Source organism: uncultured Zhongshania sp. (genome assembly GCF_963975605.1).
GTDB lineage: Bacteria > Pseudomonadota > Gammaproteobacteria > Pseudomonadales > Spongiibacteraceae > Spongiibacter > Spongiibacter aquimaris.
Window position 1 is genome coordinate 94,452 of sequence record NZ_CAXBHN010000011.1, and the last position, 25,358, is coordinate 119,809.

25 protein-coding genes are annotated in these 25,358 nt (G+C 49.7%); all 25 read left to right on the top strand.

All coding sequences use genetic code 11. From position 1 onward, the window contains the following. Positions 1 to 72 precede the first annotated feature (72 nt). The 25 genes from flgB (at position 73) to AAC007_RS11230 (ending at position 25,095) form a co-directional block, all read left to right on the top strand. Complete coding sequence (flgB, locus tag AAC007_RS11110; RefSeq protein ID WP_339676787.1) at positions 73 to 489, top strand: flagellar basal body rod protein FlgB; 417 nt, start codon at positions 73 to 75, stop codon at positions 487 to 489. 3 nt (positions 490 to 492) lie between these two features. Continuing rightward, positions 493 to 894, top strand: a complete 402-nt coding sequence (flgC, locus tag AAC007_RS11115; RefSeq protein ID WP_219043861.1) for a flagellar basal body rod protein FlgC — start codon at positions 493 to 495, stop codon at positions 892 to 894. 10 nt (positions 895 to 904) lie between these two features. Beyond that, complete coding sequence (locus AAC007_RS11120) at positions 905 to 1,570, top strand: flagellar hook capping FlgD N-terminal domain-containing protein (RefSeq protein WP_339676790.1); 666 nt, start codon at positions 905 to 907, stop codon at positions 1,568 to 1,570. 55 nt (positions 1,571 to 1,625) lie between these two features. After that, positions 1,626 to 2,843, top strand: a complete 1,218-nt coding sequence (flgE, locus tag AAC007_RS11125; RefSeq protein WP_339676792.1) for a flagellar hook protein FlgE — start codon at positions 1,626 to 1,628, stop codon at positions 2,841 to 2,843. A gap of 33 nt (positions 2,844 to 2,876) precedes the next feature. Next, positions 2,877 to 3,620, top strand: a complete 744-nt coding sequence (locus tag AAC007_RS11130; protein ID WP_339676794.1) for a flagellar basal body rod protein FlgF — start codon at positions 2,877 to 2,879, stop codon at positions 3,618 to 3,620. A gap of 21 nt (positions 3,621 to 3,641) precedes the next feature. Further along, a complete protein-coding gene (gene flgG / locus AAC007_RS11135; RefSeq protein ID WP_219043857.1) occupies positions 3,642 to 4,427 on the top strand; it encodes a flagellar basal-body rod protein FlgG in 786 nt (261 codons plus the stop codon). Positions 4,428 to 4,500: 73 nt separating this feature from the next. Next, entirely contained in the window at positions 4,501 to 5,205 is a 705-nt protein-coding gene (gene flgH / locus AAC007_RS11140) for a flagellar basal body L-ring protein FlgH (RefSeq protein WP_339676797.1), read from the top strand. 11 nt (positions 5,206 to 5,216) lie between these two features. Then, the gene (locus AAC007_RS11145; RefSeq protein WP_339676799.1) at positions 5,217 to 6,350 is read left to right on the top strand and encodes a flagellar basal body P-ring protein FlgI; all 1,134 of its coding nucleotides are present in this window, start codon (positions 5,217 to 5,219) and stop codon (positions 6,348 to 6,350) included. 29 nt (positions 6,351 to 6,379) lie between these two features. Beyond that, positions 6,380 to 6,802 carry a rod-binding protein gene (locus tag AAC007_RS11150; RefSeq protein WP_219043855.1) on the top strand — a complete coding sequence of 141 codons (423 nt, stop codon included), beginning with the start codon at positions 6,380 to 6,382 and terminating at the stop codon, positions 6,800 to 6,802. Positions 6,803 to 6,812: 10 nt separating this feature from the next. Then, complete coding sequence (flgK, locus tag AAC007_RS11155; RefSeq protein ID WP_339676801.1) at positions 6,813 to 8,702, top strand: flagellar hook-associated protein FlgK; 1,890 nt, start codon at positions 6,813 to 6,815, stop codon at positions 8,700 to 8,702. A gap of 58 nt (positions 8,703 to 8,760) precedes the next feature. Then, positions 8,761 to 9,954 carry a flagellar hook-associated protein FlgL gene (gene flgL / locus AAC007_RS11160; protein WP_339676803.1) on the top strand — a complete coding sequence of 398 codons (1,194 nt, stop codon included), beginning with the start codon at positions 8,761 to 8,763 and terminating at the stop codon, positions 9,952 to 9,954. 336 nt (positions 9,955 to 10,290) lie between these two features. Then, positions 10,291 to 11,685 carry a flagellin gene (locus tag AAC007_RS11165; RefSeq protein ID WP_295872325.1) on the top strand — a complete coding sequence of 465 codons (1,395 nt, stop codon included), beginning with the start codon at positions 10,291 to 10,293 and terminating at the stop codon, positions 11,683 to 11,685. Positions 11,686 to 11,824: 139 nt separating this feature from the next. Then, a complete protein-coding gene (locus AAC007_RS11170; RefSeq protein WP_339676805.1) occupies positions 11,825 to 12,322 on the top strand; it encodes a flagellar protein FlaG in 498 nt (165 codons plus the stop codon). 169 nt (positions 12,323 to 12,491) lie between these two features. Next, positions 12,492 to 13,892: a flagellar filament capping protein FliD gene (gene fliD / locus AAC007_RS11175; protein WP_339676807.1), complete on the top strand. Its 1,401-nt coding sequence runs from the start codon at positions 12,492 to 12,494 to the stop codon at positions 13,890 to 13,892. Between the two features lie 100 nt (positions 13,893 to 13,992). Next, the gene (gene fliS, locus AAC007_RS11180) at positions 13,993 to 14,427 is read left to right on the top strand and encodes a flagellar export chaperone FliS (protein ID WP_295872318.1); all 435 of its coding nucleotides are present in this window, start codon (positions 13,993 to 13,995) and stop codon (positions 14,425 to 14,427) included. Positions 14,428 to 14,504: 77 nt separating this feature from the next. Continuing rightward, complete coding sequence (gene fliT, locus AAC007_RS11185) at positions 14,505 to 14,846, top strand: flagellar protein FliT (RefSeq protein WP_295872317.1); 342 nt, start codon at positions 14,505 to 14,507, stop codon at positions 14,844 to 14,846. A gap of 208 nt (positions 14,847 to 15,054) precedes the next feature. Next, a complete protein-coding gene (locus AAC007_RS11190) occupies positions 15,055 to 16,146 on the top strand; it encodes a sigma-54 dependent transcriptional regulator (protein ID WP_296436463.1) in 1,092 nt (363 codons plus the stop codon). Positions 16,147 to 16,901: 755 nt separating this feature from the next. Next, complete coding sequence (locus tag AAC007_RS11195) at positions 16,902 to 17,894, top strand: sigma-54 dependent transcriptional regulator (protein WP_339676809.1); 993 nt, start codon at positions 16,902 to 16,904, stop codon at positions 17,892 to 17,894. Between the two features lie 11 nt (positions 17,895 to 17,905). After that, entirely contained in the window at positions 17,906 to 18,253 is a 348-nt protein-coding gene (fliE, locus tag AAC007_RS11200) for a flagellar hook-basal body complex protein FliE (RefSeq protein ID WP_339676811.1), read from the top strand. 39 nt (positions 18,254 to 18,292) lie between these two features. Next, complete coding sequence (fliF, locus tag AAC007_RS11205; RefSeq protein ID WP_295872308.1) at positions 18,293 to 19,927, top strand: flagellar basal-body MS-ring/collar protein FliF; 1,635 nt, start codon at positions 18,293 to 18,295, stop codon at positions 19,925 to 19,927. Next, entirely contained in the window at positions 19,914 to 20,933 is a 1,020-nt protein-coding gene (fliG, locus tag AAC007_RS11210; protein WP_339676813.1) for a flagellar motor switch protein FliG, read from the top strand. The genes fliF and fliG overlap by 14 nt, the downstream gene beginning before the upstream one ends. A gap of 87 nt (positions 20,934 to 21,020) precedes the next feature. Beyond that, complete coding sequence (locus AAC007_RS11215) at positions 21,021 to 21,752, top strand: FliH/SctL family protein (RefSeq protein ID WP_296436466.1); 732 nt, start codon at positions 21,021 to 21,023, stop codon at positions 21,750 to 21,752. 37 nt (positions 21,753 to 21,789) lie between these two features. Beyond that, on the top strand, positions 21,790 to 23,130 hold the full coding sequence (fliI, locus tag AAC007_RS11220; RefSeq protein WP_295872302.1) for a flagellar protein export ATPase FliI: 1,341 nt from the start codon (positions 21,790 to 21,792) through the stop codon (positions 23,128 to 23,130). 53 nt (positions 23,131 to 23,183) lie between these two features. Next, on the top strand, positions 23,184 to 23,645 hold the full coding sequence (gene fliJ, locus AAC007_RS11225) for a flagellar export protein FliJ (RefSeq protein ID WP_295872300.1): 462 nt from the start codon (positions 23,184 to 23,186) through the stop codon (positions 23,643 to 23,645). A 160-nt stretch (positions 23,646 to 23,805) separates the two neighbouring features. Beyond that, complete coding sequence (locus AAC007_RS11230; RefSeq protein WP_339676817.1) at positions 23,806 to 25,095, top strand: flagellar hook-length control protein FliK; 1,290 nt, start codon at positions 23,806 to 23,808, stop codon at positions 25,093 to 25,095. Positions 25,096 to 25,358: the final 263 nt, after the last annotated feature.

Consider the following 25,358-nt stretch of genomic DNA (forward strand, 5'->3'; position numbering starts at 1 on the left):
CCGGCAAATGGCAAGCTTACAAACTATATCGACAGCCGCCATAAAAACTTTAGAAAAAGTAGGTTTAAAAAAATGTCTATAAATTTTGATAAAGCGCTAGGGATACATGAGCAAGCATTGCAGGTGCGCGATAAGCGCAACGAAGTGCTGGCTACCAATATAGCAAACGCCGATACCCCCGGCTACAAAGCGCAAGACATAGATTTTAAAGCGGTCTTATCACAGTCGGCAGCGAGTGGTAATTCGATGCAGTTAGCAATGCGGACGACAAATAGCGGGCACATACAAGGTATGGGCGCCGCGACTGACGGCTTGCCAATGGATCTTCAATACCGTGTTCCCACCCAGCCATCGCAAGATGGGAACACGGTTGACACCCATTTAGAACAAGCAGAGTTCGCGGACAACGCGATGCGCTACCAAGCCACACTGTCGTTTTTGAGCAGCCGTTTTAGTGGCATGAAGTCTGTATTACAAGGAGGACGATAAGTCATGGCTAATCCTTTGAGTGTCGCCGCATCAGCGATGAATGCGCAAATGCTTAGATTGAATACGGTCGCCAGTAATATGGCGAACGCCGAAACCGTCAGCGGCAGCGAAGATACCGCTTACCGCTCTCGGCAACCCATTTTCTCTACCGTTATGAACCAGCAGCGCGAAGTTGCCGGTGTTGCAGTGACCGGTATCGTGCAAAGTGACGCGGCAGTGGCAAAACGCTACGAACCGGGTCATCCCCAGGCGGATGCGGATGGCTATATCTACAGTTCCAATGTGAACACGATGGAAGAAATGGCAAACATGATGTCGGCTTCAAGGGCGTATCAAAATAACGCTGAAGTTTTCTCTACCACTAAAACTCTCATGCTGCGCGCTTTGCAGCTTGGTCAGCAGTAGGACGTAAATTATGGAACTTCGCACGATAGAAGACCTGCAACTACAGACTGCGGCAAGTAAGGCTAAGAAGGATGCGTCGTCGCTGGATCAGAATGATTTTATGAAGCTAATGCTTCAGCAATTAAAAAGTCAGGATCCGTTTAAGCCCACCGACAACACCGAGTTTATTAGCCAAATGGCGCAGCTAACCTCGGTTAGTGGCATCAGCGAAATGAACACAAATTTAGCGGGTTTAACTCAGTCTTTATATTCCGCGCAACTGCTAGATGCGTCGTCGTTGATCGGCAAAGACGTGCTGGTAGAAACGGATGTCGCTGCGCTGCCGTCAAGTGGCAATGTACAGGGGCAAGTTAATTTGGCGACCAGTACCACCGCTTTAGATATCGATATTCTGGCGCCGACGGGTGAGGTTATTGGCAAAGTTCCCTTGGGGCCGCAGCGCGCAGGCACTGTTGCCTTTGAATGGAATGGCGTCGGTTTGAATGGTGAGCGTATGCCGCCGGGCACATACCAAATTCGCGCTAATTATTTAAATGGCAATACCTTGGAAGCCGTGTCTACCGAAATGCGCAGCGAAGTGCTGAGTGTGAAGGTGCCGGCATCGGGTGGAACACCACAGGTGCAAGTCCAGGGTTTGGGTAGCGTTAGCATGTCGCAAATTATAGAAATTAGCTGAGCGGTAATAGCATCGTTTCGCAAATAACAGAAGTCATTAGACCAGGAGTAAGCCCATGAGCTTTCGCATTGCACTGAGTGGATTAAACGCCGCATCGGCACACCTTGATGTCACCGCGAACAATATTGCCAACGTCAATACCGCTGGTTTTAAAGGTTCGCGAGCGGCATTCGCTGACGTTTATGCAACGTCAAATAATGACGTCACCAAGACTACGCCAGGGGCAGGTGTTCGCTTGAATACCATTACTCAGGAGTTCTCGCAGGGCAATATCGACTTTACCGATAATAATTTAGATCTCGCGATTTCAGGCGAAGGCTTTTTCACCATGAAAGGGACTAGCGGCGTGACTTACACTCGTGCAGGTTCCTTCAGTGTCGATCGCGACGGTTTTGTCGTAAACAACAATTTAGAGCGTCTACAGGTGTTTCCACCTTCTGGTGACGGTAACTTTTCGACCGGTTCTTTAAGTGATTTGGAGTTGCAGGTTTCTGAGAATGCACCTAAAAGCACAGAGCGCGCCCAGATTGGCGTAAATTTACCGGCCAATGCTCCTACGCCTGCCGCGACTCCCTTCGACCCGAGTTTGCCAACCAGCTATAACCACGCGACCTCGATGACGGTATACGATTCCTTGGGTACCCAACACACGGCGACCTTGTACTTTGTTAAAGATGCTGCAGCCAACACCTGGAACCAACAATTGTATGTTGATAACAATGCGGTAGGCGGTTTTAACACCGTTAACTTCAGTAATGCCGGTGAGCTTCAGACGCCAGCATCAGGCCTTATTACCTATCCGTCCTATGACCCAGGTACTGGTGCGGCAGCCATGGATCTGAGTTTCGACTTCACCGCCTCTACACAATATGGCAAAGAGTTTGGTGTAAACAACTTACAGCAAGATGGTTTTACCACAGGACGCTTGACCGGTATTGAAGTTGATAACACCGGTATTGTCTCTGCGCGTTTTACCAACGGTCAGTCTAAGCAATTGGGCAAAGTCGCGATGGCAAGCTTTTCTAATCCCAATGGCTTGCAGCAGCAAGGCGATACTTCTTGGGCAGAAACGTTTGCCTCTGGCAGCCCACGGGTGGGTGAGGCCGGTTCATCAAACTTTGGTCTGCTGCAGTCTGGCGCCTTGGAAAGCTCTAACGTCGACCTGACGTCACAGCTGGTTGAAATGATTACTGCGCAGCGCAACTTCCAGGCGAATACGCAAATGATCTCGACCGCAGACGCGGTGACACAAGCCATTATCAACATCCGATAGTCGCTGAACGACGCGAACTGAGCGGGAGGATTTATGGATAAGTTACTTTTTGTAGGCATGATGGGTGCTAAAAACACCCAGCAAGCGCAAGCCGTAAACGCCAATAACTTGGCGAACGTAAGCACGGCTGGCTTTCGTGGTGACTTTCAAAATTTACTTTCCCGCCAGATTGAGGGTCCAGGTTTGGCCACCCGCTTTAATCCCGTGTTAGAAGGGCAGGCGAGTGATTTTTCAACCGGTGTAGTGACAACCACCGGCCGAGATTTAGATGTATCTATTCGCGGTGATAAAGGCTGGTTTGCGGTGCAGGCCAGCGACGGTACTGAAGCCTATAGCCGCCGCGGTGATTTTCGTATTAGCGCAGACGGCATGTTATTGAATGGCGCCGGTCAGCCGGTGATGGGTGATGGTGGGCCCGTTGCTATTCCAGAGCATGAAAGTTTAATGATTGGCGACGACGGCACGGTATCGATTGTACCGCTTGGCCAAGGAGCTGAGTCAGTGGCCACGGTCGATAGAATTCGTCTGGTAGACGCGGCACCGGCCGACCTTGAAAAAGGTGACGATGGTTTGATGCGTATGCGCAATGGCGGCGTCGCGGAAACCTCTGCAGAGATTCGAATCAGCTCAGGCAGTTTGGAATCGTCAAACGTCAATACAGTCGATGCCATGGTAACCATGATCGCATTGGCTAGACAGTTTGAAATGCAAGTCAAGGTCATGAGTGCCGCTGACTCAATGGCAGAAACAGGCAGCCGTTTGCTGCGTTTGGAATAACAGGTACTAGAGGTAGTTATTATGAATTCATCACTTTGGGTTGCTAAAACCGGTCTTGATGCTCAGCAAACTAAAATGCAGGTTGTCAGTAACAACCTAGCTAACGCGAACACCACGGGCTTTAAACGTGACCGTGCATCGTTCGAGGATTTGCTTTACCAGAATATGCGCCAAGTGGGCGGACAAACCTCGCAGTCAACACGGTCGCCAAGTGGCATGCATGTGGGTACTGGGGTGAGGGTGGTGTCTACTGAAAAGATCTTTCAACAAGGCACTATGACGCAAACCAATAACTCCATGGATGTGGCCATTAATGGGCGCGGTTTTTTTCAAATACAAATGCCCGATGGCACCGCAGCCTACACCCGCGATGGCTCCTTTCAATTGGATGACCAGGGCCAAATAGTGACCAATACCGGCAATATTGTCGACCCCGGCATCACCGTGCCACAGGGTGCATTGAGCGTCACCGTCGGCTCAGATGGGGTGATCAGCGCGGTATTAGCCGGCAATGCTTCGCCGGTGCAATTGGGCAGCTTCCAACTTGCGGACTTTGTTAACGCCTCTGGCTTGCAGGCGCGCGGTGAGAACTTATATATGGAGTCCGCCTCAAGCGGCGCACCGCAAACCGGCACACCAGGCCTTAGTGGCCTAGGTACTATCCAGCAAGGCGCCTTAGAGGGCTCGAATGTTAACGTGGTAGAAGAGCTGGTGAATATGATTGAAACCCAGCGCGCCTATGAAATGAACTCGAAGGCCATCGCGACCAGTGACCAGATGATGCAGTACGTAAACAATAATTTGTAAGAGCGTATCTCTCGGCCATTTTCGAATGGGCTGAAAGGATAGTCTTTATTTATAGACATCGCGGAATACTGATATGAGCAAAACGATAGCAATAAACATACAGCATTTAAGCGCCTTGATGATGGTGGCGATAGTTAGTCTTGTGTCTGCTTGTTCCTCTGCGCCGGCGCGCGATCAAAGTGCTGATTATGAATCTGCGGCACCCGCTGCAGCCGTTGATGACGGCAGCAATATGGGGTCGATCTATCGTTCTGGTTACGGCATGAGTTTGTTTCTAGATCGTCGCGCCCGCCAAGTCGGCGACATCATCACCGTGACCCTTGAAGAGAAGACCGATGCGTCTAAATCTTCCAGCACAGCTACCGGTAAAGAGAGCAATATTTCGGTGCCAACCGTGACCTTGTTAGGTCGTGGCGTAACCCACAACGGCGTACCGATTCTATCTTCCGGCGTGTCATCCGACCAAGATTTTGCGGGTAAGGGCACAAGCAGTCAAAGCAATAGCTTGACGGGCAGTATTACCGTCACCGTCTCTGAAGTACTGCGTAATGGCAGTCTGCGAGTGCGGGGCGAGAAGTGGGTAACGATTAACCAAGGTGAAGAATTTATCCGCATAAAAGGCATTGTTCGCCCTGAAGATATCGGCGCCGACAATGCAGTGCCATCTTACAAAGTGGCGGATGCGCGTATTACCTACAGCGGCAAAGGCGCCTTGGCAGATGCAAATTCTATGGGTTGGCTGGGGCGGGTGTTCCAGTCCGTACTGTCGCCCTTTTGAGGTACACCGTCATGTCAGCATTTATTAAACTAACATCTCTTCGCAACGCACTGATTGCGGCGACGCTTGTTTTGTCTTGTCAAATTCCTACCGCGCAGGCTGAGCGCGTAAAAGACTTAGTGAATGTGGCTGGCGTGCGTGAGAACCAGTTAGTGGGTTACGGCTTAGTGGTTGGCTTAAGTGGTACTGGCGACCAAACCAGTCAAGCGCCATTCACCATTCAAAGTATTCGCAATATGTTGACCGGCTTTGGTGTCCGTGTGCCAGACAATGTTAACCCACAGCTAAAAAACGTAGCGGCCGTGACTGTGCACGCGAGTTTACCGGCGTTTGCCAAACCAGGTCAGACAATTGATGTCACTGTGTCGTCTATCGGCAACGCCGCCAGCTTGCGTGGCGGCAGCCTGCTAATGGCGCCAATGATGGGCGCTGACGGTCAAGTTTACGCGGTGGCGCAGGGTAGTCTTTTAGTCGGTGGATTAGGTGTTTCTGGCGCAGACGGGTCGCGGGTTACCGTGAATATACCCAGTGCTGGTCGTATACCAAACGGTGCGATTGTCGAGCGCCCGGCGCCGAGTATGATGTCATCTAACGGTAAAATTATGCTGAACTTGAAGAAGTCTGACTTCACCACGGCGCGACGCCTGGCAGAAGAAATAAACGCGAAATTCGGTGAAGGTACGGCCAGCGCCATGGATTCAGCGACAGTAAAAGTGCTGGGTCCAAGCAATGCGGATCGCAGCGTGACCTTTATCTCGATGCTTGAAAGTTTAGAAATCACGCCATCTGAAGCGGGGGCGCGTGTGGTCGTTAATTCGCGCACCGGCACCATCGTTATAGGTGGCAATGTGCGGGTTATGCCAGCGGCCGTAAGTCACGGCTCCCTGACTGTATCGATCTCCGAGAGCGTTGAGGTGTCTCAACCTGGCGCCTTCTCTCGCGGCGGCGAAACCGTAGCAGCGCAAAAATCCGATATCAATGTACAAGAGAGCGGTTCGCGGATGTTCTTGCTCGATGCTGGCGTCACCCTCGAAGACATCGTTAAGGCAATTAACAATGTCGGGGCTTCGCCAAGTGATTTGGTGGCCATTCTTGAAGCTTTAGATCAGGCCGGTGCACTGCGTGCCGAGCTCCTGGTTATTTAGACGCTTATTAAAGGCGACGGTGAAATACCATGGACGTTAAGGCAGCGAGTAATTATCACGACTTCTCCGGTTTGGCATCGCTACGCCGCGATGCTGAGTTATCGCCGGAAGAGGCAGTCAAGCCGGTTGCCAAACAGTTCGAAGCCCTATTTTTGCAAATGATGTTAAAGAGTATGCGCGCCGGCGTTCAGGAAAGCGGATTGTTTAGTGATAGCAGCGTGGGTATGTACGAAGAAATGCTCGATAGCCAGTTGTCGGTAACGCTGTCAGATCAAGGTGGCATTGGTATGGCAGAGGCCATTGTGACGCAATTAGTTGGCCCTGCAGAGCAAGCTCCACAGGCGCTCAGCGGAGAGGGCGCGGCGCTGCGTAGTCGTTTGCAACAGCTCGGCGGGATTGAGAAAAGTATTCAGGATTTTAGTCTGACGGCCGATAAGTCGTTCAGTAAATAAGGGGTAAATCATGGGTGATATGCTAGGTAATGCTTTGTCGGGACTGGTGTCTTACCAACGCGCCTTGGCAACCACCAGTCACAATATTGCCAACGCCGACACTGAAGGATACAGCCGTCAGAAAGTGGATTTTGCTACCCGTGTGCCTTCCCAGTCTGGAAATTTAACTATTGGCTCCGGTGTCAAAGTGTCGTCGGTAAGCCGTGTTTACAGTAGTTTTACAGTGGATCAGCTGCGCAGCTCCCAATCTGCTTTCGCGCAGGCAGATGCCTCTTACCAATTGACGACCCAGGTGGATAACGCACTGGCGGATACCGAACTTGGTCTGAGTGCGTCTTTATCCCGCTTTTATAATAGTTTGCAGGACGTTGCCGACAACCCTTCATCTATTTCCGCTAGGCAATTGATGTTGGCTGAGGCGCAGGGCTTGGGTGATCGCTTTGCAGATATGTCATCGCAAATGGACACCTTGGATCGCGAAGTGAATACCCGCGTAAGCGCGTCGATAAGTGACATTAATGATCTCAGTAAGCAGATAGCTGATATCAATTTAATGATCAGTAAAACACAGGGGCAGTTCGGTACAGATGCCAATGATTTGCTCGATCAACGCGACCAAGCGCTGCTAGAGTTAAATGAACTCATTGGCACGACGTCAGTTGAGCAAGCCGACGGCAGTGTTAGTGTCTTTATTGGCAACGGTGAGGCCTTGGTGCTGGGTGAGCGTGCCATTGCTATGCGTACAGTGCCCAATCCTTTCGAGCCGGGTCGGACAGAAATCGCAATGGACGTCGGCGGCAGTCTGGCGGTGATCAGCGGTAGTCTGCGCGGTGGCAGCTTGGGCGGCACCTTGAGCTTCCGCGATGGCGTACTCAACGACACGCGCAATGAGCTAGGCAGAATCACTGTTGCCATTGCCGATACGCTAAATACGATCAACCGCGCCGGTATGGACTTAAAAGGCGCTCAGGGTGGCGCGATATTTTCGGTGCCTGATCCTGATGTCTTCCGTAGTAGAAATAACACCAGCGGTGCTGAAATAACGGCTCAAATAACGGATGTATCTGCGCTCAATGGCAGCAATACCTTGATTCGTTTAGACGGCAGCGGTTGGCGCTTCTTTGACGAAAGTAGTGGTGCCGAATTAACTGGTGTGACCGGCAGTGGCAGCGTGGTAGATCCTTTTGTGGTGGACGGCGTATCGCTCAGCTTAACGTCGGCGGCCGCAGTGGGAGATCAGTTTCTATTGCGTCCAACACGCGGCGCAGCTGAGAACTTAAAAGTGGTGATGACTGATCCTGCGGGCATTGCTGCAGCGGCGGCAACCCGGAGTACCGCTGACCTAAATAATATTGGTTCCGGAAAGATTTCAGAAACTGACGTCGTTGATAGCAGCAATCCGAATCTATTGGACGCAGTTGACATACAATTTTTATCGCCAACCTCTTACCAGATAAATGGTGCAGGTAGCTTTAGCTATGCATCGGGTTCAGACATCACTATCAACGGCAATAAAGTCGTGATTACCGGATCACCACAAGCGGGCGATAGCTTCACGATCGCTGCCAACACAAATGCCTTGGGCGACAACCGCAACCTTCTAAAAATGGCGGGGGCAGAAAGTAGCAAGGTCCTTAATGGCGGTAGCGCGAGTATTCAAGATACCGTAAATGGTTTGGTTGGGAATATTGCTGTAGCAACTCGCAGTGCGCAGATTAACCAACAATCTCAAGAAAATTTGCTTAATCAAACTCGCAGTAATCAGCAGGCAATATCGGGTGTGAATTTAGACGAAGAGGCGGCTAATTTATTGAAGTTTCAACAGGCCTATCAAGCCGCAGCTCAGGCCGCCGGCGTCGCCAATGATTTGTTTCAGGCCCTGATGGGTGCATTTCGATAAGTCGTTTTAACACGGCGAGTCTGCACGGCATAGCGTTGTAGCTAAAGAGAGTAATTCGATGAGAATTTCGACAAGTCAAATGTATACCAACAGCGTGACCAGCATGCTGAACCAGCAATCAAAGCTGGCGGCGACGCAGCAGCAGCTGTCGACTGGCAAGCGTATTCTCACACCTTCCGATGACCCAGTCGGTGCGGTGCGGAGTTTGGAACTAAGCCGCGCGCAGGAACAAACTGAACAATATATGCGCAATTCGGAATTACTAGACAGTCGTCTGCGTCTTGAAGAAAGTGTGGTCGGCAGCAGTATCGACGTCGTTCAGCGTATCCGTGAGCTGACGGTCCAAGCGAATAATGATTCCCAGAGTAACGAGTCGCGCCTATCCATAGCCTCTGAGCTCCGCCAGCAATTAGATAATTTACTGGCATATGCCAATACCAAAGACAGTAGCGGCCATTTCATTTTTGCGGGATACCAAGAGGGCAGTGCACCATTCTCAAAAACCGCTAATGGCTATAGCTACAACGGAGACGATGGCCAGCGCCAATTGCAGATTGGACCCTCACGTCGCATGGCGGACGGTGATCCCGGCTCTGATGTGTATATGAGTATTCTCAACGGCAATGGCCAATTTATCGCCAGTGCCGCCGATGGCAATACCGGAACCGGCATTATTAATGCTGGCAGCGTTGCAAACGTCCAAGCATTCAGCCACGACACGGTGAGTGTTCGTTTTAATAGTGAAACCCAATACGATATTTTGGATAGTGGCGGTGCGGTTATCGATTCCGGCGACTACCTCAGTGGTGGCGACATCCAAGTCGCGGGTATGTCGGTGAGTATAAAAGGCACGCCGGCAGCAGGAGATGAATTCACGCTTGCGCCCTCAAAGCGGCAAGATCTGTTTTCTATGGTCGAGGCGCTAGCGCTGTCTCTAGAAACGCCACGTAAAAACCCGACTGAACGAGCCGATCAGCACAATGAAATAAACACTGCCCTTAGCAGTTTTGACCGTGCCATTGACCATCTTATACAGAAGCAGTCCAGTATTGGCGCGAGAATGGAGTCCTTGCAGCGTCAAACTGATATAAATTCAGGTGCCAGTTTGCAAATATCTGAAAACCTGAGTTTGATTAACGATTTAGACTACGCTGAAGCAATCTCTAGATTTAGCCAGCAGCAGGCGGCATTGCAGGCTGCCCAACAGGCATTTGCTAAGACCCAGGGCTTATCGTTATTTAATTACATCTAAACCCTCGATGCTGGTTCGAAGGATTCGAGCTGGCATCAAATACTTCCCTTCCTTTGTACTCTTCCTCAAGCAACTTTTAATAGCACTTTAATTTTAGTTTTAAAATCTTAGGTCGATATTGCTAAAGCGTGCGATTTTTCCGGCGAAAACCGCATAAATCCTTGATTTACGAAGGGCATTACGGATCCAAGTGCGTACATCTACTTACTAAATAAACTTAAAGATCTCCCTGAAATCTCCGTTATATGGGGTGAAAGCAAAATACAGCCAATCGGGCTGGTGCTTAATCAAAGACACTTAGTCTTTATACCGCATAGAGTGGAAAGGAGATTTACCATGGCCCTAAGTATCAACACCAATGTTGCGTCACTGAATGCACAGCGTAACCTGCAAAAGTCGCAAGAAACATTGAACACTTCATTGCAGCGCCTTTCTACTGGCCTGCGTATCAATAGCGCGAAAGATGATGCGGCTGGTTTGGCGATCACTACACGCTTCACAACCCAAATCAACGGTTTGAACCAAGCGGTTCGTAATGCCAACGACGGTATCTCACTAGCCCAAACTGGTGAAGCGGCCATCGACGAAATTACTAACAACTTACAGCGTATTCGCGAGCTAGCGGTTCAGTCAGCTAACTCAACATACTCTGCCTCAGACCGCGCGGCACTGGACTCAGAAGTACAGCAACGTCTAGCTGAGATCGACCGTATCGGCAGCCAAACTTCCTTTAACGGAACCAAACTTCTCGACGGTAGCTTCGGCAGCGCCAGCTTCCAAGTAGGTGCCAACGTCGGTGAAACCATCAGCGTTAACTTAGCCACAGGTGTTAAATCTAACCAGATCGGTCAGATTGCTAGCGCAACTGGTATAGCTACATCAGATGCACTTCCAGCCAATACCTTGAGTATTGCAGTGGGAGATGGTGATGCAGTGGTAATCGACGCGTCTACAGCAGGTAATGGCGCTGGCCAAACCGCAGCGAGCGCATTCGCTAAAGCCGATGCGATTAACTCAGCCGGTGTATTTGGCTTGAGCGCAACGGCAACCAACGAGAGCACTCTAGCCTTCAGCGCTATCGGTGGCGCGTCTGGTAATACATACGCCCTGACCATCAACGGTGTAGACGTGTTCGACGCAGCCACTGACGTATCTACCGCTGTTGATATCAACTCCTTCGTCAACACAGTTAACCAGAAATCGGTTGAAACTGGTGTAACAGCTTCGGTATCGGGTACAGATGTTATCTTCACCTCCGCAGATGGTCGTGAAATTGCCCTTGACGAAACTAGTGCAGTTGGCGGTGTGGGTGACGACACAAGCTACGGCTCAGTGACCTTGTCATCTTCAGACACCATCACAGTTGTAGGCGGCACTACCATCGGGGTAGCTGACGGCACCGTTGCTAAAGACACAACGACTTTGTCTTCGGTATCAGTATCTTCGGTAGCAAACTCGAATGACGCGATACAGCGTATCGACTCAGCGCTTAATTCGGTAAGTACACTGCGCAGCGAGTTCGGTGCAGTTCAAAACCGCTTTGAATCAACGATCACTAACTTGCAGACAATCTCTGAAAACCTGTCTGCATCACGTGGTCGGATTCTGGACGCTGACTTCGCTGCTGAAACGGCAAACCTGACTAAAGCGCAAATCCTGCAACAGGCTGGCACCGCCATCCTAGCCCAGGCTAACTCGCTTCCACAGGCTGCCTTAAGTCTGCTGCAATAAGCAACAACCCGATGACTTCCCGCGCTCAGTGAGCGCGGGATTTTCGGCCCGGAAAGGGAGTTAAAGGGAGAGACTTAAGGGCCAATAGGCCCTATTCGTGTTTTCCGAATAGCTGTTTGAAAGGGTGAAAGGTTACGTTATGGATACTAGTTTACATACCCAAGCAGTCGCGAGTAGCTTAGTCAAAGCGCCTGTTAGAACGGCGAACAGTACGATGACTGTTGGTCAGGTAGCGGCCGCGTCTAGTCAGTTTCAGGGCGGCAGTTCTTTGCCCAAGGGCGCAGATGTCGGCGCCAAATTGCCGCTCTCTGCTGCTAATAAGCCGACCGCAGATAAAAGCTCCGAGGCGAATCAGTCCTCAGAGATGAGTCGTATGGCGGCGGCCTTGGCGACGGAATTGAGCTCGCCGGGCAATATAGAGCGTACCGAACAAGCGGTAGCAAAGCTCAATGAAATACTTAAAGATCGCGAGCGAGACCTAGAGTTTTCGATAGATGAAGACACGGGACGTACAATTTTGAAAGTAATTCACGCTGAGTCTGGCGAAGTCATTCGGCAGATACCACCGGAGGAGCTTCTCAATATTGCGCGGGTTTTTATTGAGGGGACGGGCAGCTTAATTGAAGACCAAGCCTGATTGGCGTGATATCTGCATAGTAAAGCCGAATAGGACATGTAGATTTGAGCTTAAGGCTTTTTAAAACACAAAGCAGCTTATATTGCATGTTAGTAAGTACATGTGATTATAGCGAAGCGGCAGTATCTCTTCATAATATATTGTTGCTAAAAGCGGGTAGGTAAATGATATGGCATCTTTAACCGCATCGGGAATTGGTTCAGGGCTCGATATTAATAGTATCGTCTCACAGCTTGTTGCTGCCGAACGCAGCCCAGTGGAAACACGATTAAACTCCAAGGAATCATTAATTCAGGCGCGTCTATCGGCGTTTGGGTCCCTTAAATCTGCCCTAACAAACTTCAAAGCTAGCCTCAGTACACTTAAAAACCCTGAAAGCTTTACCAAGCGTAGTGCGACCGTTGGCGATCCCACGGTGTTTTCCGCAACGACCACCGCAACAGCAGCGCCTGGCACCTATTCAGTTAAAGTAGAACAATTGGCGACAAGCCATAAAATAGCGTCGCAAGCGTATACCGATAGCGCCACCAGTGTCGGCAGTGGCGAGTTAAACTTCACTATCAATGGTGAATCATTTTCAGTCGCTGTCGCCGAGGGTGCGGATAGCTTGGCGGAAATACGTGACGCGGTAAATTCCGCAGCGGGGAACAGTGGTGTAAGCGCGTCAATTATTAATGATCAAGACGGCGCCCACTTGGTATTTTCCTCCACAAAAACCGGTGTTGAGAATGCTATTAATATTTCTGTCACCGCCGGAGCTAGTGGTGACTTGAGCCAGCTCGCCTACGATACCAATCTAGGTTCACAAGTTAGTTCAATGGTTGAGAAAGCAGAGGCCTTAGATTCTATTGTCATCGTTGACGGTTTCACCAAAACCAGCGCGGATACCAAAATTGAAGGCATGATCGAAGGCGTAAGTTTAGACCTCAAAAAAGCAGTGCCAGGTGAAAGCTTTAGCCTTAAAGTGCAAGTAGATACTAAATCGGTTAAGAGTGCGATTGAGGGTTTTGTAAACAATTATAATACCCTGATGACCACCATAAATGACCTGACTGCCTACAACCCAGAATCTAAAACCGCGGGATTATTGCAGGGCGATTCAGCAACGCGCAGCGTAGCCAATCAATTGCGCCAAGAAATGGGAACGATAGTGAGCGGCTTGGGAACTGAGCTCGACTCGCTAGCGGAAATAGGCATCACCACCGGCGATAAGAACAAGTTGGTTATCGACACCACGGTGTTTGCTGAGGTCGTCGCCTCCGATTTTGACAAATTAAGCGGAATATTTTCTAGCGAATCTGGCTATGCAGTTCGTCTCGATAGTTTAATTGGCGACCTCACTGCAAGCGGCGGCATTTTAACGAATCGTACTGACGGCCTTACCAGTCAGGTCAAGCGGATTAACGAGCAAAGAGAAGCCTTGGATGCCCGTATCGTGGGAATCGAAGCCCGCTACCAAGCTCAGTTTAGCGCACTAGATAGCCTGCTGGGGCAGCTTAATTCAACCGGCGACTTTCTCACTCAGCAGCTGGCAAACTTGCCGGGTACTGTGTTTAAAAATGGTAAATAGGCCGTCTTTATACGTATAAGTACCTTGATAAAAGACTAAAGAAATCCGCTGAAAAGTCGTCAATTAGGATAAGCAAAGGGGCTTATCAAGAGGAAAGAATATGAGTTATTCAGCAGGTAGAGCGACTCAAGCATACGCATCAGTAGGGGCCCAATCTAGGGTGTCGGCGGCGAGTCCACACCGCTTAATTCAACTGTTAATGGATGGTGCGCTTGATCGGCTTGCAATTGCCAAAGGTCATATGCAGCGCCACGAAGTGCCTCAGAAGATAAATGCAGTAAATCGTACTATGTCTATCATCGACGGTTTGCGAATGAGCTTAGATCATAATATTGACGCTAAAATGAGCGATAACTTAGAGAGCTTATACGACTATATGAATCGTCGTCTCTTGCTGGCAAACATCAATAACGACGTTACCGGTTTAGACGAAGTCTCGTCCTTGTTACGTGAATTGAAAGAAGCATGGGATGCCATTCCCGACGGTTTACAAAATAGTGGCAAGGGCGAGAGTTTAGCGGCGCTCACAATGTAACGGTATTTCTTTTAGGTGTAGGTTTTTGCTCTGTCCGCGGTGCGCAGACTGCGGGTGGGGCATCTCTAAGGTGACTAATGAATAATATAGCAAATATAAGCACCGCATTGACCGCTAGACAGCACAGCCTACAAGCGCTTGTGGAGCTTACCGAGTATATAAGAGAGCTGGCAGAGAGCAATGACTGGCTGGCCGCACTTAGCGAGCAGCGACGGCGCCGAGTGCTTATGGATGAGTTTTTTGCAACGCCTTGCTCCCCAGCAGAGAGCAGTGATGTTGCCAGTGCAATAGAAAATATTCTAGCCGTTGATCAGCTTGTGAGTGAAATGCTGTATCGCCAACGTGGTAGCTTGGCTCACGAGGCCAATCAGTCCTGCCGCAATATCCGCAATGTAGGACGTTATTTAAGCAATACCTAGGATCTGCACAAGCTACCCACTCTAGTTTGTGTCGTATCGCGTTATAGAACCTAGGACATTCACGTATTCTCTTCCCTCCCGTAAATTCTGCACAATAGCCCTATTGGCGATGTGGCGAGATTTCCTCATCGTTATCTAAGCCGTCACAACAAACGAATATATAGGTACAACTGTTGTGCGCTACTTTCATTGAATGAGTGAGATTTCAATGCAACAGAATAAAAAATTAATCTCAGATGGTTATGATTTAATTGCCAAAAAGTCCTTGGAGTCAAAAGCAATGCGCGATCTTGATGAGTTGATTTCTCAGGTATCGAGCTTTGACACTTTAGTACTAATTCGTGGCGAATCTGGTAGCGGCAAAGAAGTTGTAGCCCGTCGTATTCATGAAGCATCTTCACGGGCAGGAAAAGCCTTTATCCCGGTTAACTGTGGTGCTATTCCAGCCGACCTGTTAGAAAGTGAGCTGTTTGGTCACGAAAAGGGTGCTTTCACTGGCGCCATAGCTACGCGCCAGGGCCGTTTTGAGCTCGCAGAGGGCGGCACATTGTTTCTAGACGAAATCGGCGATATGAGCCTACCTATGCAGGTTAAGCTGCTGCGGGTATTGCAAGAGCGCTGCTTTGAGCGGGTTGGAAGCAACGAAACCAAAAAATGCAATGTCCGTATTTTGGCTGCGACTCACCGCAACCTTGAACAAATGGTCGAGGCGGGCACCTTCCGTCAGGATTTATTTTATCGTTTAGATGTATTCCCCATCGAGGTACCGGCGCTAAGAGAGCACACCGAAGACGTGGCAACATTGATGTCGATCTTTATGGAAAAATTAGAAGCCAAAGGTATGCGTACGCCGCGCTTCTCTTCAAGCGCGATGCGCGCCCTAAAATTGTATGGCTGGCCTGGCAATATTCGCGAGCTCGAGAACTTAATGGAGCGCCTAGCCATTACTCACGCTGGCAAACTGATAGGTATGAATGATCTACCTAAGCAGTTCCGCACCATGGGAATGGTTGATCTAACGGTTGAAGATGAGCGCGAAGATCAAGACGTCTTAATTACGTCACTGATGTCACGCCCCTGTGAGGCGGATTTCGAAGTGGCTCTGTCGGTGGGCGACAGCAGCAAACCGCCGCTGCCTGCCGAAGGTATTGACTTAAAATCCTATCTACAGGATATCGAGCAGTGGTTTATCACTGAAGCGCTGCGCAAGGAAGAGGGCGTAATAACCCGCGCGGCACAGCTGCTCGGTTTGCAGCGCACTACGCTGGCAGAAAAAATGAAGAAGCTTGGAGTTATGTAAATTGCCGAGATAGCGCAGCAGAGCGCTGCTCTGTTTTTAAAATAGTTAGAAAATTCCCAACACATTTATGTTCGGGTCAGTAATACAATCTCCCTCCGTTTTTAACGCCTATTCCCGTCTTGCATATATGCAGCTCGTATATCATTTAGTATTGTGAGCAGAGTCCCCTTTCATTCGGTTATACAAACTGTAATAACTGGACTGGTTATAAGTTCATGTTGAGGGAAATAACCTGTTGATTGCCGTCCTTTTTTCACCTGGTTGAGGTAGGGAAGGGTAATGTCCTGTTAGTGTCAGCGGGTTATGTAGCGACGACTCTATGTTTTTTTACTCCGCCTGTTTCCGTAAATTAGCTATACCAATAAATTTACTTTCTAAGGTCTAGTTGTTTATACGTATAGACAAATTAGATACTAAAACAATTATAAATTCCGCTAAAAATTTATGCCAAAAAACACCCGCCAAAAAACCGTCGTATTTTCGATTAAGGTTAATAAGTTATTGTATTTTATAGTAAAAATATAATGGCATGAGCATTGCTTTAGTCTCTGCAGGTAACTGATGTAGGTCTACGACGATGACAAACGATAAACACAAAAATAAATCTTTTCAGAATAATGGCGATATTAATCAGAGCCGTTGTTTGGAATCCTGTCATCAAGAATTAGCCTATGCGTCAAGCCGACTTGTTGCTGAGCTTTCAATAGCGAAAAGCCTATCCGCGCATAACAAAATGGAAATGGGAGGTCGTGCTAATGGCTGATTTAATAGTCGCCGATCAGGCCTCGATTGCTGTCAAGGAGCTGGCGACTCGCGTTGCCAGAACGGATGCGACGGTATTGATTAGTGGTCAGAGTGGTGCGGGTAAGGAAGTTTACGCGCGCTTTATTCACAGCCAGTCTCGCCGCGCTGAGGCGCCTTTTGTCGCCTTAAACTGTGCGGCAATTCCAGAGAATATGTTAGAAGCCATGTTGTTTGGCTATGAAAAGGGCGCGTTCACCGGTGCGATCAATAGTCACACCGGTAAGTTTGAACAGGCTCAGGGCGGCACACTGTTGTTGGACGAAATTTCCGAGATGGATCTTGGCTTGCAGAGCAAACTATTGCGGGTATTGCAGGAGCGCGAGCTTGAGCGCTTGGGTAGCCGCAAGACCTTAAAACTCGATGTGCGGGTTATTGCGACCAGCAACCGGGACGTGCGCTGTGCGGTTCGCGAGGGCGAATTCAGAGAAGATTTGTTTTATCGTTTAAATGTTTTTCCCTTGTTGGTGCCGAGTTTGGCGGAACGTCGCCGCGACATTCTGCCATTGGCACATCATTTCTTAAGTCGAGATAGCAGTGTGCGTGATCCCGCTGCGATGCTGACAGACGAAGCAATTCAAAAACTATTTGCCTACGCTTGGCCTGGTAATGTCAGGGAACTTGATAACGTCATTCAGCGCGCCCTGATTCTTCGCCAGCAAGAAACGATTAGTGAGCGCGACGTACAGTTTGAAACAGGCTTGAGCTTTATCAGTGATTTTGATGAGCGCTTTGAATTAGCTAGTCGCAATATTGCTGATCTTCCGTCTTGCGAAACTAATGGTGTGTTAGATGGGTATATGCGTGATCAGGAGCGTCGTGTGATTAGCGATGCATTGCGCGCAGGTCGTTCAAAGAAGGAAGCGGCGGAAATCCTCGGAATCAGCCCACGCACCTTGCGCTATAAATTGGCGCGTCTGCGTGAACAAAGTTATATCGCCGGTTAAGGAGCCTCGACATGTCAGATATGAGAGTAGATACAATTCTTAACCAAATTCGCTCAATCCGCGATCAAACCGGTATAGCCAAGCCTGAGTTTGATCCGAGTAATTTGGGCGCGATTAATGTTGGCGCTGCGCCGAAGGTCGATTTTGGTTCTATGCTTAAGCAGTCTATCGAAGCCGTCAATGAGACTCAGAAAACGGCTGGTGCGGCAGCGGCAGCGTTTGAGCGCGGTGATCAAGACGTTAGCTTGACCCAGGTGATGGTCAATATGCAAAAGTCTGAAGTGAGTTTTAAGGCTCTTGTTGAAGTGCGTAATAAGTTTGTGGATGCCTATCAAGAAGTGATGAGGATGTCGATGTAATGGCAGTTCTAAGCGTAACAGTGTCGGTGGAGAATCAGTATGGCCGAAGCTAAGGGAAACATGCCCGCAAACTTGCTTGCGCAAATGGCGGGAAACGATGTCCTGCGTCAACTACTTATACTGGTGGGTATTGCCGCCAGTGTTGCCGTTGGGGTCGCGGCGGTGATGTGGTCACAGGGCAGTGACTACCGCACTTTGTACGCTAACGTAGAGCCTCAGCGCGCTGCTGGGGTAGTCGACGCCCTAAACGCTGCGGGTATCCCTTATAAGATTCAGGACAATACCGGCTCTATTATGGTGCCTTCGACGCAGTTGCACGATGCGCGTATCAAACTGGCTGGACAAGGCGTTATGCGTGATGGATCGGGTATGGCGATGCTAGAGCAAGAGCAGGGCTTTGGCGTTAGCGAATTCATGCAGTCTAAGAAATTCCACTACGCGCTAGAGCAAGAGCTGGCGCGCACCATTGAAAGTATGCATCAGGTCCGCAAAGCGCGTGTGCATTTGGCAATTCCAAAGCAGTCTGTCTTTGTGCGTGATCGCAAAGCCGCCAGCGCGTCAATTATGCTAGATGTATTTCCCGGCAGCGTGATCGATAAACAGAACGTAGCCGCCATTGTAAATCTGGTGGCGTCCAGCATCACCGGTTTATCACCTGAGCAGGTGACGGTGGTTGATCAGCAAGGCCAGCAGCTGTCTTACCAGGGTGAGAAAGATGATCTGGGTCTTAGCTCGCGCCAATTTACCTACCGTCAGCGGATTGAAGAAGCTTATCAGCAAAATATTCAAGAGTTGTTGGGGCCACTGGCAGATGCTGGTCAGGTTCGAGTAAAGGTAGCGGCAGATATTGATTTTTCTAGCGCTGAAGAGAGTCGTGAGACCTGGAACCCTGAAAGCAAAGTGGTTCGCAGCGAGCAAATTAACGAGCAGATGGATGGCAGTAACGTAAACGCTAACGCCAGCGGTATACCGGGCGCATTGAGCAATCAACCGCCAAGTAGCGGTGGTGTGGAAGAAGCGGCGAAAGCTGATACAGGTAATCGCTCCATTGTGCGTAACTATGAGATCGAACGCATTCTAAACCACTCGTCTACGCCGACGGGTATGGTGCGTCGTCTTTCAGTCGCCGTCGTGGTAGCCAATCATCAGCGCACAAATGACGAGGGGGAAACCGTCACGGTAGAGGTGTCGCCCACAGAACTTGAAAAATTGAATTTACTGGTGCGTGACGCCATTGGCTTTGATGCCGCTCGCGGTGATCGCGTAACTGTTGTGTCGGCAGACTTTAGACCAGTAGAGACAATGGAAATGGACATGACCGCACCGGGCTTTTGGGAGCAGCCATGGTTCGCTAACTTAATTAAGCAGTCACTAATTGGTGTTGGTGTGTTGTTTATTATCTTCGCCATATTGCGCCCTGGTATGCGTACCTTAATGCAGGCACAGGTTAGCGGAGCGCACTCAGCGCAGCGCTCTATAGGCAACGGTGGCGACGGCAGCTTAAGCGGTGAGGTATTGCATCCTGCTATCGCTGCGCTAGGCGCGCCCCCAATAGCTGGTCGTATGGGCTTTGAAGACAAGATGACAGAGGTGCGCTCGGTAGTGGATGAAAATCCGCAACGGGTTGCTCAAGTAATGAAAAAATGGGTGGCGGAAGAAAATGGCAAATCCTGAGATGGCAATGAATTCTGGTAGCAAAGGCAGCGAGAAGGCCGCACTATTTTTATTGATGCTTGGTGAAGAACAGGCTTCTAAAGTTCTGAAGTTCGTTGAGCCTTATGAGGTAGAGCGAATCGGCACGGCCATGGCCTCAATTCGCAGCGTAGACAATCGCCTGGCGGAAGCTGTCGTCGATGAGTTTAGAACCTCTTTACACCAAGAAACCTCGCTTGGTGTCGGTGTGCAGGGTTATGTGCGGAAGTTGTTCACCTCCACTCTCGGTGATCAAAAAGGCACTACCATGGCTGACCGTGTGCTTGGCGACGAAGAAACCCAGGAAATGAGTTCACTGCGCTGGTTAGAGCCAGAAGCCTTGCTGCACATGATGCAAGATGAGCATCCTCAGATTATCGCCATAACAATGGCGCACATGGATCAGGCGCAAGCTGTGGCGGTTTTAAAACAAATGCCGCCCGCTGTTCAAGACGATATTGTGTTGCGCATTGCCAATATGCAAACCATTCCCCAGTCGGCTATGCGCCAGTTGCAAACGGTGCTTAAGAAGAAATTATCGGTTACCGCCACATTTAAAAATCGCAAAATCGATGGTGCCATGACCGTTGCCGGCATTATGAATGGTCTAGATCCAGATTCCGAAACTCGTATTTTAGAAGCGGTTGCCAAGGAAAACCAAACTCTGTCAGAGCGTATTCAAGACCTGATGTTTGTGTTCGGTAACCTCGTTAATATTCCGGATAAGGGTATCCAACTCCTGTTGCGCGAAGTGGGTTCGGACGTATTACCTCTGGCATTGAAAGGTGCCGACGAACAGGTGCGCGAGAAATTACTGGGCAATATGTCGAAACGTGCACGGGAGATGTTACTTGAAGATATGGACTCTCGTGGTCCCATGAAACTGAGTGATGTAGAAGCGGCTCAGAAAGATATTTTGGCGGTGGCGAGAAAGCTCGCGGATGCAGGCCAAATTGACTTGGGTCGCGGCGGCGACGACTACGTTTAGAGCGAATGCCAAGCATAGGCTTGTATAAGCTTAATTATAGTCCGCTGCGTTGAGACAATTAATACAAACTGGCCTAGGGAAAATAGAATGTCAGATGTTTTTCAGGTATTTAGCCCTCGGGTTATCAACGACAGCGCTGCCCCACAGACCGCTGTTGTTGATAGCACAACTGAAAAACGGGCAGAAGAACGGGCCTATCAAAGCTGGGTGCCGCCAGTGGTGAGTGGCGCAGTCGCAAATACCAGCAAGTCGAAAAGTGAATCTACAGCGAAAGTTGAGCTTGCCAATGAGCTAGAGCTCGCCCGCGAAAGCGCCAAAAAGCAGGGCTATCAACAGGGTTTGGCAGAAGGCCAGGCAGAGGCGAAGCGAATCTTGGCAGAGCAAAGCCAGCAATTGCAGTTGGCGATGGCCGCATTGCGCGAGCCGCAAAAATGGGTAGATGGCGAGTTAGAACGCGAGTTGTTCAACATGACTTTATCCGTGGCCCGCCAGTTATTGCGCCATGAATTGAGCGTTCGGCCTGAGTTAATTGAAAACTTGGTGCATCAAGCGGTCGAAGCCTTGCCGATTAGCAGTGGCGATTTAAATATTTACCTCAATCCCGCCGATGTCGATGTGCTTCGCCAGCTTGCAGAAGAACGGGGTGAGGCCTTGGATTCTGCGTGGATATTGCTGGAAGACCCAACGGTAAGTCGCGGTGGATGCCGCATTAGTAATGATTGCTCACGTATTGATGAAGAATTAGAAACCCGTATTCAGCGAATTAGCGCAGAAATGCTCGGTGAACAGGGAATGAGTTTGCCGGAGCTTGATCACTAGCGCGCCAAATAGCCAGCGCCAAAACGAAGGATTAACTATGACTACATCACCACGCAGTGAACTGAGCGGAAAGTTCGCCCAGTATCGTCAGCGCTTAAGCGGTGCTGATCGCCCTGTGGTGGAAGGTCAATTAAAACGCGTTGTAGGCACCATGTTAGAAGCGGTTGGCTGCAAAGCCCCCGTCGGCGGTTACTGCTTGGTCGAGGCAGCAGATGGAGAGTGGTTGGAGACCGAAGTGGTAGGTTTTGCCACCGATAAAATACTCTTAATGCCCACCGGCGAGTTGCGCGGTGTGATGCCTAATGCCCGGGTAATACCCATCGAAAAGGGCTCAGATTTTCCCGTCGGTGACGGTTTGCTTGGCCGCGTGTTAGATGGTGCGGCCAGACCTTTAGATGGCAAAGGCCCGCTGAATTGCACTGAGACCCGCTCTATCTCTGGTGTACCGATAAACCCCTTGCTGCGCCAGCCGATACGCGAACCCTTGGATGTCGGTGTGCGTTCAATCAACGCATTGTTAACCGTTGGCCGTGGTCAGCGTTTGGGCTTATTTGCAGGCAGCGGCGTAGGGAAGAGCGTTCTATTAGGCATGATGACGCGGTTTACGGAAGCCGATGTGGTGGTAGTTGGCTTGATTGGTGAGCGTGGCCGAGAAGTTAAAGAATTTATCGATAGCATATTGGGTACCGAAGACATGAAGCGTGCGGTGGTCATAGCGACCCCTGCAGACCACCCGCCATTGATGCGAATGCGAGGCGCGTGGCTGGCAACATCTATTGCTGAGCACTTTCGCGATCAGGGTAAGCAGGTGTTACTACTTATGGATTCTCTTACCCGTTTCGCTCAAGCTCAACGTGAGGTCGCGCTTGCTACGGGTGAGCCGCCAGCGACAAAGGGGTATCCGCCATCAGTGTTTGCGCGGCTACCGGCCTTAGTCGAACGAGCGGGTAATGGCGCGGCAGGCGGTGGATCAATTACCGCGTTTTATACCGTACTTGCAGAGGGCGACGACCAGAATGATCCGATTGTTGATTCCGCAAGAGCGATACTAGATGGACATGTGGTGTTGTCGCGGGCGCTTGCAGATGCAGGACATTTTCCGGCGATAGATATTGAACGATCCGTGAGTCGTGCAATGAACGACGTAACCGATAAAAGCCATCAGGATCAGGTTAGGTATTTTCGGCAAATGTATTCGCTGTATCAGCAGAACAAAGATTTAATCACTATTGGCGCCTATCAGCGCGGAAGTGATGCTCGATTAGATGAAGCAGTGTCGGCGTGGCCGAGAATGGTCAAGTTTTTACAGCAGGCTTATGACGAGTCAGAGCGTTTTGATAGTTCATTAGACCAGCTAAGTGTGTTGCTAGAAGATTAGCGATTAAGAAAGTAAATAATAAATTCTGTTGTGATGTCCTGAGAGGGCTGAGAATGAAAAAGTCAAAGCGCATGCAAACGGTTAATAGCATTGCCGAGCGCAATGAGCGTGAACAAGCAGATAAGTTCTCTAGCAGTCAGCGCCACTGCGAAGCACAAAAAAATAAACTCGACGAGTTAAAACAATACTACCAAGAATATGCCGACGCCAGTCGCAAAGTGACGGGTGAGTTTTTAGACTTGCGCCGTTTGCAGGAATCCCGTGCTTTCATGGCTAAGCTGTCTGGCGCGATCGCGCAGCAACGTGAAATTCTCCGCAAGGCAGAGCTCGCCATGAACGCCGATCGTAAACACTGGATGGATAGCCGTCGTCGTGCCATGAGTATGCAAAAGCTCACCGAGCGCTATGTTAAACAAGAATTATATCAAGCAGAAACGACTGAACAACGTGTGGCAGATGACCTAAGTAGCCAGCGATTTGTCTGGTCAATGCGTCAAAGCAACGCAATGGCATAAAGATTGCGTATATCAATTAGCAGCATAACTATTCACGAGACAGAATAGCGGCATAGAAAAAGGTTTGTATAGTACTCAATGCGCTATAGATATTGGGTATTAATATTTAATTAGGCAGAAGTTAGTTACATTTATTGACGTAACAAACAGGTCATACACCATGCAGAACAGTATTAGTTTAGCGTCACCTAAAATGGACGGCAGTGCCAAAGCCGGCGTGCAGAATAGTCCTGCAAATTCAGGTTCTGCGGGCGGTCGTGGGGTAGGTGAAACACCGGCAGCAACGCCGTTTAATCTGCTGCTCAGCACGGCGCAAGGCGCGGTGCCGGGCGATGATTTTATTAGTGGCGAGGCATCACAAGTTGATGGCGACGATCAACTCAGTGGCGATATCGATATCTTCTCCGACTCCTTAGCGGATATTGGTTTCAGCGGAAAAATGGTGCCGAAAAGCGGAACAGAATTGCCGGTTACTGATCTAGAATCCCTTGACAATACCGATACACAATTACTGTCTGAAGAAGGCGAAGTCTTAGTAACCTGGCAGCAATCACAAATCGATTGGTCGAGACAAGCAACTGCTCGCGGAACAAATAATGCCGGCGCGACAAATGTGGTAGCCAGCGTGGCAGGGCTTTCGCTGGACGCTAGTGAAGGTCAACTAGCCGATGACAATGAACTCGCAGAGACGATACTCGCAAAAAGCGAAAAATCCGTTGACGGCAAAGCAAGCCCCAATCCACTACCGAATACCGTGAGCGAATTAGCGAAACCGACAACGGGGTTTGCCAATGCAATGCAGCTTAGTTCTGCTGCTAGTGCCGCACCGCAAGTAAAGTCCGCACTTCAAACAGTTGATCTCAATACCGAGTCTAGCTCTGGTCTTGAACTATCGGCGGCGCCACAAAGCCGCTCGGCAGAGAGCAGTGCCGCACGGGCGCCTGTCGCCTTAAGTCTTAGCCAAAACGCCTTGACCGACCCGGCCTGGAGCCAGGCGATGTCCGCTAAAATTTCGTGGATGGCGGGTAACGGTGTCCACACCGCGACCATGCAACTTCACCCCGCGGAGTTAGGCAGCATCCATATTCAGCTATCGGTGCAAGGTGATACGACTTCTGTGCAAATTCAAGCCCAGAATAGAGACACCTCTGAGTTAATGGAAAAAATGATGCCGCGCTTGCATAGCGGTATGGAAAATCAAGGTCTGCGTTTAGAAGAAGTAAAAGTAAGCCACAACCCAAACTTGAACGATAATAGTGCGGGAAATAATGGCCAACAGTTTGCCGGTCAATCCGCCGGTGATCGATCTGGCGCTGCCAATGGACGCGGCAACGGTGGTGATGCGGGATCTAGCCAACAAGGTTTAAATGGTGAAGACAACGGTGTTTCATCGGGTGAGTTAAATGCGGAAGTTATATTGAAAAATAGCGGCGTAGACTATTACGCCTAGCGCTTTTTCAAGGTGCTTTGCGATCAGTAGATTTCAGCTAAACATAGTTTCAACAAAAGCCCTCGTTTAACTCAATACAATAGAGAAAAGCGGGGGCTTTTTGTTGGGAGTGTTTAGAGCGCGGAATGCAGAATGCTGGATACAGAACGCAGAACGCAGAACGCAGAACGCAGAACGCAGAACGCAGAACGCAGAACGCTGAACCCAAAACCCAAAACCCAAAACCCAAAACCCAAAACCCAAAACCCAAAACCCAAAACCCA